The sequence below is a fragment of the Streptomyces sp. NPDC047886 genome (assembly GCF_043204435.1).
Taxonomy (GTDB): Bacteria; Actinomycetota; Actinomycetes; order Streptomycetales; family Streptomycetaceae; genus Streptomyces.
The window spans coordinates 526,535-542,160 of record NZ_JBIDCF010000002.1 but is presented as its reverse complement, the minus strand read 5'-3'; the positions used below and the strand labels follow the sequence as shown (position 1 = coordinate 542,160).

At 71.2% G+C, this 15,626-nt stretch carries 13 protein-coding genes and 1 riboswitch; of the genes, 7 read left to right on the top strand and 6 right to left on the bottom strand.

The genetic code is table 11. The features are described from left to right. The first annotated feature begins 120 nt into the window (after positions 1 to 120). The 4 genes from ACGF5U_RS08130 to def all read left to right on the top strand — a co-directional run bounded on the left by ACGF5U_RS08130 (position 121) and on the right by def (position 4,739). Positions 121 to 1,677 (top strand): HD-GYP domain-containing protein, encoded by a 1,557-nt coding sequence (locus ACGF5U_RS08130; RefSeq protein ID WP_392712616.1) that lies wholly within the window; start codon positions 121 to 123, stop codon positions 1,675 to 1,677. Further along, the gene (locus ACGF5U_RS08125) at positions 1,674 to 2,924 is read left to right on the top strand and encodes an HD-GYP domain-containing protein (protein ID WP_392712617.1); all 1,251 of its coding nucleotides are present in this window, start codon (positions 1,674 to 1,676) and stop codon (positions 2,922 to 2,924) included. Before ACGF5U_RS08130 ends, ACGF5U_RS08125 begins: the two co-directional genes overlap by 4 nt. Before the next feature lie 97 nt (positions 2,925 to 3,021). Beyond that, positions 3,022 to 4,002, top strand: a complete 981-nt coding sequence (locus ACGF5U_RS08120) for a tetratricopeptide repeat protein (protein WP_392712671.1) — start codon at positions 3,022 to 3,024, stop codon at positions 4,000 to 4,002. 86 nt (positions 4,003 to 4,088) lie between these two features. Beyond that, positions 4,089 to 4,739, top strand: coding sequence for a peptide deformylase (def, locus tag ACGF5U_RS08115; protein ID WP_392712618.1), 651 nt, complete (start codon positions 4,089 to 4,091; stop codon positions 4,737 to 4,739). On the opposite strand, the gene ACGF5U_RS08110 is transcribed toward def, so the two are convergent. From ACGF5U_RS08110 to ACGF5U_RS08085, 6 genes are all read right to left on the bottom strand, one after another. Continuing rightward, positions 4,715 to 5,026, bottom strand: a complete 312-nt coding sequence (locus ACGF5U_RS08110) for a DUF2809 domain-containing protein (RefSeq protein WP_392818364.1) — start codon at positions 5,024 to 5,026, stop codon at positions 4,715 to 4,717. The genes def and ACGF5U_RS08110 overlap by 25 nt on opposite strands. 92 nt (positions 5,027 to 5,118) lie before the next feature. After that, the gene (locus ACGF5U_RS08105; RefSeq protein ID WP_392712620.1) at positions 5,119 to 6,141 is read right to left on the bottom strand and encodes a ribonucleotide-diphosphate reductase subunit beta; all 1,023 of its coding nucleotides are present in this window, start codon (positions 6,139 to 6,141) and stop codon (positions 5,119 to 5,121) included. Then, positions 6,141 to 8,498 carry a ribonucleoside-diphosphate reductase subunit alpha gene (locus ACGF5U_RS08100; RefSeq protein WP_392712621.1) on the bottom strand — a complete coding sequence of 786 codons (2,358 nt, stop codon included), beginning with the start codon at positions 8,496 to 8,498 and terminating at the stop codon, positions 6,141 to 6,143. The genes ACGF5U_RS08105 and ACGF5U_RS08100 overlap by 1 nt, the downstream gene beginning before the upstream one ends. A gap of 159 nt (positions 8,499 to 8,657) precedes the next feature. Further along, positions 8,658 to 8,735, bottom strand: a riboswitch (cobalamin riboswitch). A 172-nt stretch (positions 8,736 to 8,907) separates the two neighbouring features. Continuing rightward, positions 8,908 to 10,533, bottom strand: a complete 1,626-nt coding sequence (mctP, locus tag ACGF5U_RS08095) for a monocarboxylate uptake permease MctP (protein WP_392711269.1) — start codon at positions 10,531 to 10,533, stop codon at positions 8,908 to 8,910. After that, on the bottom strand, positions 10,530 to 10,793 hold the full coding sequence (locus ACGF5U_RS08090; RefSeq protein ID WP_392711268.1) for a DUF3311 domain-containing protein: 264 nt from the start codon (positions 10,791 to 10,793) through the stop codon (positions 10,530 to 10,532). The genes mctP and ACGF5U_RS08090 overlap by 4 nt, the downstream gene beginning before the upstream one ends. A gap of 351 nt (positions 10,794 to 11,144) precedes the next feature. Continuing rightward, positions 11,145 to 11,909 carry a GntR family transcriptional regulator gene (locus tag ACGF5U_RS08085; protein WP_392711316.1) on the bottom strand — a complete coding sequence of 255 codons (765 nt, stop codon included), beginning with the start codon at positions 11,907 to 11,909 and terminating at the stop codon, positions 11,145 to 11,147. A 294-nt stretch (positions 11,910 to 12,203) separates the two neighbouring features. On the opposite strand from ACGF5U_RS08085, the gene ACGF5U_RS08080 reads away from it, so the two are divergent. The 3 genes from ACGF5U_RS08080 (at position 12,204) to ACGF5U_RS08070 (ending at position 15,622) form a co-directional block, all read left to right on the top strand. Continuing rightward, the gene (locus tag ACGF5U_RS08080; RefSeq protein ID WP_392711267.1) at positions 12,204 to 13,487 is read left to right on the top strand and encodes an extracellular solute-binding protein; all 1,284 of its coding nucleotides are present in this window, start codon (positions 12,204 to 12,206) and stop codon (positions 13,485 to 13,487) included. A gap of 207 nt (positions 13,488 to 13,694) precedes the next feature. After that, positions 13,695 to 14,720: a carbohydrate ABC transporter permease gene (locus tag ACGF5U_RS08075; RefSeq protein WP_392711266.1), complete on the top strand. Its 1,026-nt coding sequence runs from the start codon at positions 13,695 to 13,697 to the stop codon at positions 14,718 to 14,720. 68 nt (positions 14,721 to 14,788) lie between these two features. Then, on the top strand, positions 14,789 to 15,622 hold the full coding sequence (locus ACGF5U_RS08070) for a carbohydrate ABC transporter permease (RefSeq protein WP_392711314.1): 834 nt from the start codon (positions 14,789 to 14,791) through the stop codon (positions 15,620 to 15,622). Positions 15,623 to 15,626: the final 4 nt, after the last annotated feature.

Below are 15,626 nucleotides of genomic sequence, written 5' to 3'. Positions count from 1 at the left end.
CCCTACACCTCCTCCGGGCCCCCATCACCCGAAGGTGCTAATCCGGTCCGACCACCCGCCGCCCGCGTATCAACTGATTAGCCTGGCGCTCGGTTCGGCCGATCGGGGAGGCGGGAAACGGTGGCGGGCATTCCGGCAGCGGCACGCGCGTACATCGCGGGTGCCGTGCTGTGCGCCGCCGCGGGCGCCGCGCCCGCCCTGGACCCCGGAGCCGATGTCCCGTGGGGCACCGTCGCGCTCCTCACCGGGCTCTACGCCTGCTGCGAGTGGCCGGGCCGCCGGCCGGCCGCCGGGCGCGTCCCCGTCGGCACCGGCTCCTTCCACCCGGTCCTGCTCGCCGCGGCGCTGCTGCTGCCCCCGGCGGCCGCCGGCCTCGTCGCCGTGCCCGGCGCCCTGGCCGCGCGCGTCGAGCAGCGGCCCGCGGCGCCGCGCCGCCTCTGGCGCGCCGCACAGCTCGTGATCGCCGTCCACGCCGCCTCGCAGGCCGCGCTGCTGCTCGGCGGGCCCGTCGCGCTGGGCGGCGGCGGGTACGGGCTGCCGACCCCCGACTTCCCGTACGTGCTGCTGCCGGCGGGCGCCGCCGCGCTCGTCCTCGGCCTGGTCCTCGCCGCACTCGACGGCGGCATCCGCGCCACCGCCGACCGCGTGCCCGCACGCACCGCCTGGCGCGGGCTGCTCGCCAGGTCCCTGCCGTCGCACGCCGTCCACGGGCTGGTCGCGCTGATGATGGCGGTGCTGTGGCGCGGCCCTTACGGGTGGCCCGCCGCGCTGTTCGTCCTGCTGCCCATGGCCATCTCGGCCTGGGTGTTCGCCCAGTACCACCGCGAGCGCGCCGCCCACCAGGCGACGATCCGGGCGCTCGTCCAGGCCGTCGACCTGAAGGACACCTATACGCGCGGCCACAGCGAACGGGTCGGGCGTGCCTCCGTGCTGATCGCCGGGGAGCTCGGCATGGACGAGGCGCGGCGGGAGACCCTGCGGTTCGCCGGGATGCTCCACGACGTCGGCAAGCTCGGCGTGCCGACCCGCGTCCTGCGCAAGAACGGGCCGCTGACCCCGCAGGAGCGGCGGGTGATCGAACTGCACCCGGAGTACGGCCACGAGATGGTGCGCGGCATCGGCTTCCTGGACGAGGCGCGCTCCGCGATCCTCCACCACCACGAACGGCTCGACGGCAGCGGCTACCCGTACGGGCTGCGCGGGACGCAGATCCCCGAGTTCGCCCGCGTGGTCGCGGTCGCCGACGCGTTCGACGCGATGACCTCGACCCGCTCCTACAGCCGCGCCCGGCCGGTCGCGGTGGCGCTCGCGGAACTGGACCGGTGCGCGGGCACCCACTTCGACCCGGTGATGGTGGCGGCTCTCACCCGCGCCCTGGCCCGGCACGGCTGGCAGACCGGCGTCACCGCCGACGACCCGCACGACGCCCAAGACCCGCATGCCCCGGTGCCCCCGCCCGCACCAGCACCCACACCCGCCCCCGCCCCAGCGCCCCCGCCCGCACCGGCACCCACACCCACACCCGCCCCCGCCCCAGCGCCCCCGCCCGCACCGGCGCCCACGTCCCCGCCCGCACCCGCCCCGGTGCCTCCGTCCGCACCGGTGCCCACGCCGGACCCGCGCCGGAGGCGAAACGTGCCGCCCGCGCGGGGCGAGGGACCGGGGGACGGCAGGTGACCGTGCGTACCGCAGGCGCCGTCGTCGCGGTGCACGCCGCCGCCCTCGCCGTCACCGCGGGAGGGCTCGGCTGGACGCTGTGGCACGGCGTCGCCCAGCCCGCGCACGCCCTGGCCTTCGGGGTGCTCATCGCGCTCGGCGAGCTCGCCCGCCGGGGCGCCCTGCCCCATGAGCGCGAGCCCGCGCCGCTCGGCGCCGCAGGGGCCCTGGCGTACGCCCTGCTCGGCGAGTCCGGCGGGCGGCCCACCGACCACGGCGTACCGCAGGTCGTCGCCGTCGTCGTGGCGGGCGCCCTCGTCGCAGCCGTACCGCACATCGCGCGCGGGCGCGGCCCCGGCCTCGACCACCTGGCCCGCCGCGTGCTGACGGCGGCGTTCGCGGCCGTCTGCTTCCAGCCGCTCTACAACTCCGGCGAGCTCCTCGACCGCACCGGCCACGGCCCCTCCTACGCGCTGTTCCTGCTCCTCCTGCTCGTGCTGACCGCCCTGTGCGACGCCGTGCTCGCCGCGCTGCTCCTGCACGCCCGCACGGGCTACCCCTACGGCCCGCTCCTGCGGGACGAACTGCGCGCCCTGATCGGCATCGGGTCCGCGGTGTGCGCCACGGGCGCCGTGATCGCCCTCGCGGTCGCCGTCGCCGGACTGTGGGCACTGCCCGTCTTCTGCGTGCCGCTGCTGCTCACCCAGCTCGCCTTCCGCCGGTACGCCGCCGTCCGCACCACCTACCGCCAGACCATCGCCTCACTGGCCCGCGCCACCGAGGTCGCCGGGTACACCCCGCCCGGCCACGCCCACCGGGTCGCCGCGCTCAGCCGGGCCGTCGGCCGGGAGCTCGGCCTCTCCGGCGAGGACCTGACCGTCCTGGAGTACGCGGCGCTCATGCACGACATCGGCCAGCTGTCCCTGGTGGACCCCGTACCGGAGGGTGCCACCGCCCGCCTCCCGGCCGCCGAGCAGCGCCGTATCGCCCTCCTCGGGGGAGCCGTGGTCCGGCAGACCGGCGTCCCGTCGGCCGTCGCCGTCGTCGTGGAGCGGCAGGCCGACCCGTACCGCGAACAGCCGCTGGCCGCCCGGATCGTCCGCGCCGTCAACGCGTACGACGACCTCTCCGGGGAAACCGCACAGGGAGCGCTCGGCGCACTCGAACAACTGCGCCTCGGTACGGCCCGCGACTACCACCCGGCGGTCGTGGAATCCCTCGCCAGAGTCCTCGCCCGGGGCGGCGTCGCGGGGCCTGTGCCGGGGTAACCCATGGGTAATGAGCGGGCGCGCGACCGGGCATGGTTGGATGCGAAGAAGAGGGTGTCCGGGGGCAGTGACCTTCAGCGACCGGCAGGCGGGAATCGTGAGGATCTTCGGGAAGGTACGGCATAGGCCCTCCGCCTCGTGGCGGCAGGCCACCGACCGCGCGTTCACGCTGATCGGGGACGGGCGGTACGAGGACGCGGGCGCGCTGCTGACGCGCGCGGCGGACCTGGAGCCCTGGCTCTCGGAGTCCTGGTTCAACCTGGCGCTGCTGCACAAGTTCCGGCACGACTGGGAGCAGGCGCGCACCGCGGGCCTGCGGGCCGTCGCGCTGCTCGACAAGGAGACCGGGGCGCCCGACTGGTGGAACGTCGGCATCGCCGCCACCGCGCTCCAGGACTGGCCGCTGGCCCGCCGCGCCTGGCAGGCGTACGGGCTGCGGGTCCCGGGCGCCGCCGCCTCGGGCGGGGAGCCGGCCGGCATGGAGCTGGGCAGCGCCGCCGTACGGCTGTCGCCGGAGGGCGAGGCCGAGGTGGTGTGGGGCCGCAGGCTCGACCCGGCCCGGATGGAGGTGCTGTCCATCCCGCTGCCGTCGTCCGGGCGCCGCTGGGGTGAGGTCGTCCTCCACGACGGGGTGCCGAACGGCGAGCGGACGACGTCCGCCGGGTACAGCTTCCCCGTGTTCGACGAGATCGAGCTCTGGGCGCCGTCGCCCGTACCGACCTGGGTGGTCCTCCTCGAGGCGGCCACCGAGGCCGACCGGGACGCCCTGGAACAGCTCGCCGCCGACGCCGGGTTCGCCGCAGAGGACTGGTCGTCGTCGGTGCGGCTGCTGTGCCGGGCCTGCTCCGAGTCCCGCATGCCCAGCGCCGAGGGCGAGGGCGAGCACCTCGACCCGCACGACCACAGCGAACCGGGCCACCCCGGGCCGCTCGGCCACCGCACGGCCGGTGAGCTGTGGGTGCCGGAGCGGGAATGCGGCATCGCCGCGCCCGCCGGCCTGGTGCGGGGCCTCCTGGACGGCTGGGTGGCCGACAGCCCGGACAGCCGGGAGTGGCGCGACCTGGAAGAAGTCTGCTAGCCCTGTCACCGGCGGCCCGTAGGCTGTACGGGCACATCGAGGGCGGACTCGCCCGCATTGGGGACTCAGGAAGGCGCAGAGCGGACATGGCGCAGCAGGAGACGGACCAGCAGGTGAACGACGGGGTCACCGTGGACGCGGACGGGTTCGTCGTGGACACGGAGAACTGCGAGGAGCGCGAGCGGGCCCACCGCGAGCGCGGCACGTCCCGTCCGATCACGGTCGTCGGCAACCCGGTGCTGCACAAGGAGTGCCAGGACGTCACGGAGTTCGACGACAAGCTCGCCCAGCTCATCGACGACATGTTCGCCAGCCAGCGGACCGCCGAGGGCGTCGGCCTGGCCGCCAACCAGATCGGCGTCGATCTGAAGGTCTTCGTCTACGACTGCCCGGACGACGAGGGCGTACGGCACACCGGTGTCGTGGTCAACCCGGTCCTCCAGGAGCTCCCGGCCGACCGCCGGATCCTCGACGACTCCAACGAGGGCTGCCTGTCCGTCCCGACGGCGTACGCCTCCCTCGCCCGCCCCGACTACGCCGAGGTGCACGGGCAGGACGCCAAGGGCAACCCGATCAAGGTGCGCGGCACCGGCTACTTCGCGCGCTGCCTCCAGCACGAGACGGACCACCTGTACGGCTACCTGTACATCGACCGGCTGTCGAAGCGGGACCGCAAGGACGCCCTGCGCCAGATGGCCGAGGGCACCCCGCGCTACGAGACCGTCCCCAACGACTGACGCGGCGCCGCCGCGCGGAGCACCGCCCAGCCCACCGCCGCCCCGGCCACGTACCAGAACAGGTCGGGCGCGTTGAACGACGTACCGAGCACGAGCCGGGCCGGCGTGCCGACGACGGGGTCCGCGGCCAGCCGCGCGGGCACCCCGGTCAGCTGGAACAGCTCCACCGCCCAGCTGACCGCCAGCGCGGTCCCGGCTGCCGCCGACGGCCGCAGCCGGGGCGCGACCAGCACCACCAGCGCCAGGATCAGGACCGTGTACAGCGCGTCCCCGGCGCACTCGGCGATGCCGGCCGGGACGACGCCCGGCGCCGCGGACCTGATCCCCAGGCCCGCGGCGACGATGAGCGGGGCGGCCGCGAGGGCCGCCCCCCGTCTGTTCAGAAGTCCTCGTCGAGGTCGACCGAGCCCTCCACGGCCACCTGGTACGCGGAGGGGCGGCGCTCGAAGAAGTTGGTCAGCTCCTGGACGCCCTGCAGCTCCATGAACGAGAACGGGTTCTCCGAGCCGTACACCGGGGCGAAGCCGAGCCGCGTCAGGCGCTGGTCGGCGACGCACTCCAGGTAGGCGCGCATCGACTCGGTGTTCATCCCCGGCAGGCCGTCGCCGCACAGGTCCCGGCCGAACTGCAGCTCCGCCTCCACCGCCTCCCTCAGCATGTCCGTGACCTGCTGGCGGAGCTCGTCGTCGAAGAGGTCCGGCTCCTCCTTGCGGACGGTGTCCACGACCTCGAACGCGAAGTTCATGTGCATCGTCTCGTCACGGAACACCCAGTTGGTGCCGGTGGCGAGGCCGTGCAGCAGACCGCGCGAGCGGAACCAGTAGACGTACGCGAACGCGCCGTAGAAGAACAGCCCCTCGATGCAGGCGGCGAAGCAGATCAGGTTCAGCAGGAAACGGCGGCGGTCGGCCTTCGTCTCCAGGCGCTCGATCTTCTCGACCGAGTCCATCCAGCGGAAGCAGAACTGCGCCTTCTCCCGGATGGACGGGATGTTCTCGACGGCGGCGAACGCGGCCGCGCGGTCGTCCGGGTCGGGCAGGTAGGTGTCGAGCAGCGTCAGATAGAACTGGACGTGCACGGCCTCCTCGAACAGCTGACGCGACAGGTACAGCCGCGCCTCCGGCGAGTTGATGTGCTTGTACAGCGTCAGGACCAGGTTGTTCGCCACGATCGAGTCGCCCGTCGCGAAGAACGCGACCAGCCGGCCGATCATGTGCTGCTCGCCGGGCGTCAGCTTGGCGAGGTCCGCGACGTCCGAGTGGAGGTCGACCTCCTCCACCGTCCAGGTGTTCTTGATGGCGTCCCGGTAGCGCTCGTAGAAGTCCGGGTAGCGCATGGGACGCAGGGTCAGTTCGAAGCCCGGGTCGAGCAGGTTCTTCGGTGCGTCGGTCGGGGTGGACATCACTGGCAGGCCTCGCAGGACTCGGGGTTTTCCAGGGAGCAGGCGACCGCGTCCGGGTCGGAGGCCGGGGTCGTCTGCTGGACGGGGATCGGGGTCGCGGACGCGGCGCGGGCGATGCGGGTCGCCGGGCGCGAACGCAGGTAGTACGTCGTCTTCAGGCCCTGCTTCCAGGCGTACGCGTACATGGAGGACAGCTTGCCGATGGTCGGCGTCTCCAGGAACAGGTTCAGCGACTGCGACTGGTCGAGGAACGGCGTGCGGGCCGCCGCCATGTCGATCAGACCGCGCTGCGGGATCTCCCACGCCGTCCGGTACAGCTCGCGGACCTCGGCCGGCACCCAGGTGAAGCCCTGCACCGAGCCGTTGGACTCGCGCAGCGCCTCGCGGGTCTGCGCGTCCCACACGCCGAGCCGCTTCAGCTCGGCCACCAGGTAGGAGTTGACCTGGAGGAACTCACCGGACAGGGTCTCGCGCTTGAACAGGTTGGAGACCTGCGGCTCGATGCACTCGTACACACCGGCGATGGACGCGATCGTCGCGGTCGGCGCGATGGCGAGGAGCAGCGAGTTGCGCATGCCGACGGAGGCGACGCGCTCGCGCAGCGCCGCCCACCGCTCGGGCCAGTTCAGCTCCACGTCGTAGTGGTCGGGGTGCAGGACGCCCCGCGCGGCGCGGGTCTTGTCCCAGGCGGGCAGGGGGCCGTTCCTTTCCGCCAGGTCGCAGGACGCCTCGTAAGCGGCGAGCATGATCCGCTCGGCGATACGCGTCGACAGGGCACGCGCGTCGGGCGAGTCGAACGGCAGCCCCAGCTGGAAGAAGACGTCCTGGAGGCCCATCGCGCCCAGGCCCACGGGACGCCACTTGGCGTTGGACCGGCCGGCCTGCTCGGTCGGGTAGAAGTTGATGTCGACCACCCGGTCGAGGAACGTCACGGCGGTGCGGACGGTCTCGTCCAGCCGCTCCCAGTCGATGTCCCCGCCGCTGACGAACGCGCCCAGGTTGACCGAACCCAGGTTGCAGACGGCCGTCTCGCCGTCGTCCGTGACCTCCAGGATCTCGGTGCACAGGTTCGACGAGTGGACGGTGTGGCCGGGCTCCGCCGTCTGGTTGGCGGTGCGGTTGGAGGCGTCCTTGAACGTCATCCAGCCGTTGCCGGTCTGTGCGAGGGTACGCATCATCCTGCCGTACAGGTCCCGCGCGGGCATGGTCTTGCGGGCCAGGCCCTTCGCCTCGGCGGCCCGGTACGCGGCGTCGAACTCGTCGCCCCACAGGTCGACCAGCTCCGGCACGTCCGCCGGCGAGAACAGCGACCACTCGGCGTCGGCGTTGACGCGGCGCATGAACTCGTCCGGGATCCAGTGCGCCAGGTTCAGGTTGTGCGTACGCCGCTGGTCCTCGCCGGTGTTGTCGCGCAGCTCCAGGAACTCCTCGATGTCCGCGTGCCAGGTCTCCAGGTAGACCGCGGCGGCGCCCTTGCGGCGGCCGCCCTGGTTCACGGCGGCGACCGACGCGTCGAGGGTCTTGAGGAACGGCACGATGCCGTTGGAGTGGCCGTTGGTGCCGCGGATCAGCGAACCCCGGGCGCGGATCCGCGAGTAGGACAGCCCGATGCCGCCCGCGTGCTTCGACAGCCGCGCCACCTGGTGGTAGCGGTCGTAGATGGAGTCCAGCTCGTCCTGCGGCGAGTCCAGCAGGTAGCAGGAGGACATCTGCGGATGGCGGGTGCCGGAGTTGAACAGGGTGGGCGACGACGGCAGGTAGTCGAGCCGGCTCATCAGCGTGTACAGCGCCGCCACCTCGTCCAGCGCCCGCACCGAGTCGTCCTCGGCGAGCCCGCAGGCCACGCGCAGCATGAAGTGCTGGGGAGTCTCGATCACCTTGCGGGTGATCGGATGCCGCAGGAGGTAGCGCGAGTAGAGCGTCCGCAGCCCGAAGTAGCCGAACCGGTCGTCGGCGTCGAGGTCGACGGCCGCGTCGAGCCGGTCCGCGTGCAGGCGGACGAAGTCGGCCGTGCGGTCCGCGATCAGGCCCTCCCGGTGCCCCACCTCCACCGAAGCCGAGAACGCCACCGCGCCCTGCCCCGCCGCCTCTTCGGCGATGGTCCGGGTCAGCAGCCGGGCGGCGAGCCGCGAGTACGCGGGGTCCTCGGCGATCAGACCGGCGGCGGCCTCGGTGGCCAGCTCCCGCAGCTCGGCCGCGTCCGACCCGGCGTGCCGGCCGCGCAGCGCGGCGGCGGCGACCCGCCCCGGGTCGGTGTCGGGGAGATCGGCGGTGAGGTCGGTCAGGGTCCGCAGCAGCGCGGTCCCGGGCGCGTCGGCTTCGGTGACTGAGGCCGGATCCGCAGGCGCGATGGTCACGTGGGGGCTCTCCCTCGCTCGGCTCGGGGCCCGGCGGGCGGCGCGGGGGAGCGGTGGCCGCCCTGGCAGGGGCGTGCGTGACCGCGTCCACCGGCCCAACTCCGCGAGGCCCGGACGTCTTCGGCACCCGGGCCGGATGGTCCGGGCGCGCCGTCGGCAGGTCGTCGGACTCGTAGGTACGCGAAAGCACACCGATCACACCGTTGCGGGACAGTTCCGGATTCGCACCGGATTCCCCTGCGGCGACAGCGAGCATGAGCATACATGTGGGGGGCGCCCGTTGAGGCACCCCCCAGATGTTGTGTCAGAGTGTCAGGACGTACACCGGAGGCGACGCCGCCCCACGGCGACGGCAGCGGGTCGCCGCGCCCCCGGAGGCGCGGCGACCCGCTGCACGGCGGACGCCCGTTCAGTGCCCGGCGGCGCCCACCTTCGGCAGGTCGGCCCGCACGCCCGGGTCGCCGGCGTCGGCCGTGTAGTCCGACGGCGACGTCTCGTCCACGCCCTCCGGCGCCTTCAGGGCCCGCAGGACGAACGTCAGGACGACGGTGACGATCACATTGAGGACGAACGCGGTCAGACCGATGTAGCCGATCTCGCCGATGCCCGGGATCTCGGCCGACGAACCGCCGAAGTGCTTCTGCGTCGGGCTGGCCACGCCGTACGCGCTGAGCGTGCCGTACAGCATGCCGACCGCCCAGCCGCCCAGCAGCGCCCAGCGGTGGAACCAGCGGGTGAACAGACCGCCGACCAGCGCGGGGAACGTCTGCAGGATCCAGATGCCGCCCAGCAGCTGGAAGTTGATGGCCACCGTCTTGTCCATGGTGAGGACGAAGGCGAGCGCGCCCACCTTCACCAGCAGCGACACCACCTTGGAGACCTTGGTCTCCTGCTCGGGCGTGGCGTCCGGCTTCAGGAAGTCCCGGTAGATGTTGCGGGTGAAGAGATTGGCCGCGGCGATCGACATGATCGCCGCCGGCACCAGCGCGCCGATCCCGATGGCCGCGAACGCCACGCCCGCGAACCAGTCGGGGAACATGTTCTCGAACAGCTGCGGAATGGCGAGCTGGCCGTTCTGCACCTTCACCCCGGCGGCGATCGCCATGAACCCGAGGAACGCCAGCAGACCCAGCATCAGCGAGTACAGCGGCAGGATCGTGGTGTTGCGGCGGATGACGTCACGGCTGCGCGAGGAGAGCGTCGCCGTGATGGAGTGCGGGTACATGAAGAGCGCCAGCGCCGACCCGAACGCCAGCGTGGCGTAGCCCCATTGGCCCAGCTCGCCCGGGACGAGCGCGCCGCGCGGCTTGTCGGTCGCCGGGTTGATCTGCGCGTACGCCTCGCCCGCCTTGCTGAAGATCTCGTCGAAGCCGCCCAGCTTGATGGGGATGTAGATGATCGCCACGGCGATGACGATGTAGATGAGCGTGTCCTTGACGAACGCGATGAGCGCCGGGGCCCGCAGGCCCGACGAGTACGTGTACGCCGCGAGGACACCGAAGGCGATCAGCAGCGGCAGGTCCTTGATGAACCAGTGCGTGCTCTCGCCACCGCCGACGCCCATCACGTCGAGGACGGCCTGGATGCCGACGAGCTGCAGCGCGATGTACGGCATGGTGGCCAGGATGCCGGTGACGGCGACCGCCAGGGACAGCCCCTTCGAGCCGAAGCGGCCGCGCACGAAGTCGGAGGTGGTGACGTAGCCGTGCTTGTGCGACACCGACCACAGCCGCGGCAGGAAGGTGAAGATCAGCGGGTACACGAGGATCGTGTAGGGGACGGCGAAGAAGCCCGCCGCGCCCGCCGCGTAGATCGCCGCCGGGACGGCGACGAACGTGTACGCCGTGTACAGGTCGCCGCCGAGCAGGAACCAGGTCACCCAGGTGCCGAACGAACGGCCGCCGAGGCCCCATTCGTCGAGGCTGTTCTCGTTCTCCGCCCTGCGCCAGCGGGAGGCCATGAAGCCCATGACCGTCACGGCGACGAAGAAGAAGATGAAGACGCCGAGCGCGACGCCGTTCACGCCGTCCTTCACCGGGACGCACCCCCCTTGCGGGACCGCTGGTCACGCTGCCAGAGCTTGTAGGCGACCATGGTCAGCCCGGTCGAGACGACGACCCAGAGCATCTGGTACCAGTAGAAGAACGGGATGCCGATGAACTTCGGCTCGATGCGGGTGTACGAACTCACCCAGAGCATCGCGACGAACGGTGCGACCAGACAGAGCGCGACCACCACCCGGACTGGGGTGACGACCGGTTCTCGTGCGTGCTGCTCCTGTTGCTCCTGTGACATACGGTGACTCCGTCCCCTCGCTGATCACACTGACCACGTTGATCACACGCGTAATGGGCAGGAAATCTAGGGGAGTCGTACGCCGTGCGGAACCCCTGTCCGCATAACGGCCGCCGTTGTCTTCCCGATGACGCCCCGGCGCCGGACCCCCGGCGCCGGGCCGGCAAGGCCCGTCGCGTTCGGGGGTGTGGCTGCCCGTCGGGTTCGGGGGTCCTTCGCGTTCGGGGGTGTGGCCGGGGGTCAGCCGTTGGGGCGCTGCGGCCTCGCCACGCTGTGTTTTTCCGGGGGGCGACCCCCGGGCCCCCGGCAGCGGGCCTGTCGGCCCGTCGCTTCCGGGGGCGTGGCCGACTGTCAGCCGTTGGGGCGCTGCAGCCTCGCCACGAACTTGTAGCGGTCGCCGCGGTAGACGGAACGGACCCACTCCACCGGTTCGCCGTTCTCGTCCAGCGAGTGGCGCGAGAGCATCAGCATCGGCAGGCCCACGTCCGTACCGAGCAGACCGGCTTCGCGGGGCGAGGCGAGCGATGTCTCGATGGTCTCCTCGGCCTCGGCGAGCCGGACGCCGTACACCTCCGCCAGCGCGGTGTAGAGGGACGTGTACTTCACGAGGGACCGGCGCAGCGCGGGGAAGCGCTTGGCCGACAGGTGCGTCGTCTCGATGGCCATCGGCTCGCCGCTGGCCAGCCGCAGGCGCTCGATGCGCAGGACCCGGCCGCCCGGTGCGATGTCGAGCAGCCCGGCGAGGGTGTCGTCGGCCGTCACGTACCCGATGTCCAGCAGCTGCGAGGTGGGTTCGAGGCCCTGCGCGCGCATGTCCTCGGTGTACGAGGTGAGCTGGAGCGCCTGCGACACCTTGGGCTTGGCGACGAAGGTGCCCTTGCCCTGGATGCGCTCCAGGCGGCCCTCCACGACCAGCTCCTGCAACGCCTGCCGCACGGTGGTGCGCGAGGTGTCGAACTCCGCGGCGAGCGTCCGCTCCGGCGGGACCGGCGTGCCGGGCGGCATCGTCTCGGTCATCTCCAGCAGGTGACGCTTGAGCCGGTAGTACTTCGGCACGCGAGCCGTCCGGGTCGCCGCCCCGTTCTCGGTCTCCGTACCGCCACTGTCCGTGGCCATGGCCTGCCTTCCCGACTCCTGTGCTGCTGCCGTCACCGGCTCCTCCGTCTGTCGCGGCTCACATGGTGGCACGGACCGGTCACGGGTCGTCGCCCCTCCTCAGGTGTCGGTCCGATAACGGACACGACAGCCCTTCTTATACACCCTTGACACCCCTAAAGGTCTAGGCCAAGCTCCGGGTACTGGTCTAAACCATTAAAGACCAGGTCCCAGCCCCACGAGCACTACTCGTCGTATGTCGTCGTATGTCATCGCGTTGGGCGGGGGGTTGCAGGCATCCCTGAGGAGGGTGGCGTGAAGCGCAAGCTCATCGCGGCGATCGGCGTCGCGGGCATGATGGTCGGTATCTCCGCGTGTGGCTCGGACACCGGCAAGGAGACCGACGACGCCGGCGGCAACAAGACTCTCACCGTCTGGGTGATGGACGGCTCCGCTCCTGACGCCTGGATCAAGGAAGTCAACAAGGAGTTCGAGGCCAAGCACAAGGGCGTCAAGGTCAAGGTCGAGATCCAGCAGTGGAACGGCATCCAGGAGAAGGTCACCACGGCCCTGTCCGAGGACGCCCCGCCGGACGTCCTTGAACTCGGCAACACCCAGACCGCCGGCTACGCGGTCACCGGCGGCCTCGCCGACCTGACGGAGGACAAGGCCAAGCTCGGCGCCGACGGCTGGAACAAGGGCATGCTCGCCTCGAACGAGCTGGACGGCAAGCTGTACTCCGCCCCCTGGTACGCGGCCAACCGCGTCGTCGTCTACGACAAGGCCGTCTACGCCAAGGCCGGCGTGACCCCGCCGAAGACCCGCGCCGAGTGGATCGACGGCCTCAAGAAGATCAAGGCGTCGGACTCCAAGGTCCAGCCCATCTACCTGCCCGGCCAGAGCTGGTACGTCTACGCCGGTCTCGTCTGGGACGAGGGCGGCGACCTCGCCGTCAAGGACGGCGACAAGTGGAAGGGCAGCCTGTCCTCTCCCGAGGCCGCCGCCGCGATGAACTTCTACAAGGAGCTGCAGTCGTACTCGACCGCTCCGAAGGACAAGGACGAGGCGACTCCGCAGCAGTCCACCGACGTCGTCCCCAAGGGTGGCGTCGCGTCCTGGATCGGTCTCGGCTGGGAGGCCGGCGGCGCGATCGAGGCCATGAAGAAGGCAGGCAAGACCGCCGACTTCGGCTACTTCCCGATCCCGGGCAAGACCGCCGACAAGCCGGGCTCCGTCTTCTTCGGCGGCTCGAACCTCGCCGTCGCCGAGCGCTCCAAGAACAAGGACCTCGCCAAGGAGTGGCTGGCCCTCGCCGCGGGCAAGGAGCACATGGCCAAGTACGCCGAGGCGACCGCCGGCGCGCTGCTGCCGAACAACGACGCCGCGCAGTTCAAGCCGGAGGCGGGCTCCTTCGCCGAGGCGATGGCGCAGGCCGCGCCCGTCGGCCGGATCACCCCGGTCACCCCGGGCTGGGCGAACGTCGAGACCGCGCCCAACCCGATCAAGGACTACATGACCAAGGTCCTGAAGGGTGAGGACCCGAAGTCGGCCGGCGAGGCCGCCGACAAGGTCATCGCCGAGCGGATCAACCAGCAGTAGTCACGCACCGTGACCCGGTGGGGCGGCCGGCCCCCAGGGCGTGTCCGGACACTTCCGGAGCCCGCCTCCCCACCGGGCCATCGCAGTACCCGCAGCGGCACCCGGCGCGGTACCCACGCGCCGTACCCATCGCAGTGAACGGCGGCCCGCCTCCCCGGGGCCGCGGCCCGTCGGGCACGGGAGCCCCAGAACCGCGAGGAAGAAACCATGACCGTGGACTCCCAGGGAGCGGCGACGTCCGCTCCTCAGGACGCGCCCGGGAGGGCGGCGAACACCCAGGACCGGACGCCGCCGGACCCACCGGGCTCGCAGGAAGTCCTTCAGCCTCCTCGCGGCAGGCGCTCCCTGCCCGGCGGGCTGCTGCCGTACCTGCTGGTCGCGCCCGCCGTGCTCGCCATGGCGGCGCTGCTGATCTATCCGCTGGTCCGCAATGTGATCCTCTCCTTCCAGCAGGTCAACCGGAAGGAACTGATCACCCGGACCTCCGAGTGGATCGGCTTCCGGAACTACACCGAGCTGCTGGGCGATCCGGACTTCTGGACCGTCGTGGTCCGCAGCCTTGTCTTCACGGCGGCCAACGTCGTCCTGATCATGGGCATCGGCACCCTGATCGGTCTGCTGCTCAACCGGCTGGGCAAGAGGATGCGGCTGCTGCTGTCGCTCGCCCTGATGCTGGCCTGGGCGATGCCGATCGTGGCGTCCGTCACCGTCTTCCGCTGGCTGTTCGACGAGCAGTTCGGCGTCGTCAACTGGCTGATGCGCGTCCTCGGCTTCGAGGGCTACGAGCAGCACAACTGGTTCGAGACCGGCTTGTCCACCCTCGTGATCGTCATGATCCTGCTGGTCTGGGGCTCGATCCCGTTCGTCGCGCTCAACATGTACGCGGCTCTCACCACCGTCGGCAGCGAGCTGTACGAGGCCGCCAAGATGGACGGCGCGAACGGCTGGCGCACGTTCTGGTCCGTGGTCTTCCCCAACCTCAAGCCGTTCTTCCTGATCACCACGTTCCTGGAGATCATCTGGATCTTCAAGGCGTTCGCCCAGGTGTACGCCATGAACCTCGGCGGCCCCGACCGCGGCTCCGAGACCCTGCCCGTCTTCGCCTACATCGAGGGCCAGGGCCAGTTCCACTACGGCGTCGCCGCCGCCATCTCCGTACTGACGATCGTGATGCTGATCGCCGCCATGTCCTTCTACTTCCGACTGATCCTGAAGCAGGAGGAGGAGCAGTGAGCACCGCCACCGGCACCACCACCCCGTCCACGGCGTCCGCGGCCGCGCCGGCGCGCCCCGCGCAGCGACTGCGCCGCAAGCCGGTCACGCCCGGAGCCGTCGTCAGGAACCTGACCGCGCTGGTCCTCGCCCTGCTGTTCGTCTTCCCCGTGTACTGGATGTTCAGCTCGTCGCTGAAGCCGCAGTCGGAGATCCTCACCAAGGACCCGGTCTTCCTCTTCGCGCCGACGTTCGAGAACTACCCGACGGCCACGGGCGTCGACCTTTTCTGGACGTACGTCGCCAACAGCCTCACCGTCACCGTCGGTGCCGTGCTGCTCGCGCTGATCGTCGCCCTGGGGGCGAGCTTCGCCATCGCCCGGATGAGGTTCCGCGGCCGCAAGGGGCTGGTCCTCGGCATCATGATCGCCCAGATGGCCCCCTGGGAGGTCATGGTCATCGTGATGTACATGATCGCCCGCGACGGCGACATGCTGAACAGCATCCCGCTGCTGACCGCCATCTACTTCGTCATGGTCCTCCCCTTCACCATCTGGACCCTGCGCGGCTTCATCGCCGCCGTCCCGGTGGAACTGGAGGAGGCCGCACAGATCGACGGCTGCACCCGGGGCCAGGCATTCCGCAAGGTGATCTTCCCGCTGCTCGCGCCCGGTCTGATGTCGACCTCGCTCTTCGGCTTCATCACGGCCTGGAACGAGTTCGCCATGGTCCTGATCCTCAACAAGGACAAGGGGGCCCAGACCCTGCCGCTCTGGCTGACCCAGTTCCAGACCGCCTTCGGCAGCGACTGGGGCGCCACCATGGCCGCCTCCACCCTGTTCGCCCTCCCCGTGCTCATCGTCTTCCTCTTCCTCCAGCGACGGGCCGTCGGCGGCATGACCGCCGGCGCAGTGAAGGGATAACGCG